Consider the following 220-nt stretch of genomic DNA (forward strand, 5'->3'; position numbering starts at 1 on the left):
GATCGTATCAGGCCCGGGCCGGATACAGTTCAGTCAGTGTTGATCGGCTGAGTGCCAGACGAACTCATCCGTGCCGGGCTTATGTGATCCATAGGCGACAATATGGTCATTTCCGACGCGCGTCGCTTCTGCCTGTGCTTGTTCTTTGGAGGAGTACACGCCCGCTAGGCTCCATGGATCTGATCGAACAACACCCCATCCGAGCACGTTTCCCGGGATC

General features: G+C 56.8%; 1 protein-coding gene. It reads right to left on the minus strand.

Annotated elements, in window-relative coordinates; all coding sequences use genetic code 11:
- Window positions 1-33: 33 nt before the first annotated feature.
- Window positions 34-220 (minus strand): hypothetical protein (locus tag RRF55_RS28865; RefSeq protein WP_439419426.1); only part of this gene is annotated, 187 nt, incomplete at its 5' end.

It is taken from the genome of Klebsiella sp. K47 (assembly GCF_051858335.1).
GTDB lineage: Bacteria > Pseudomonadota > Gammaproteobacteria > Enterobacterales > Enterobacteriaceae > Klebsiella > Klebsiella pneumoniae.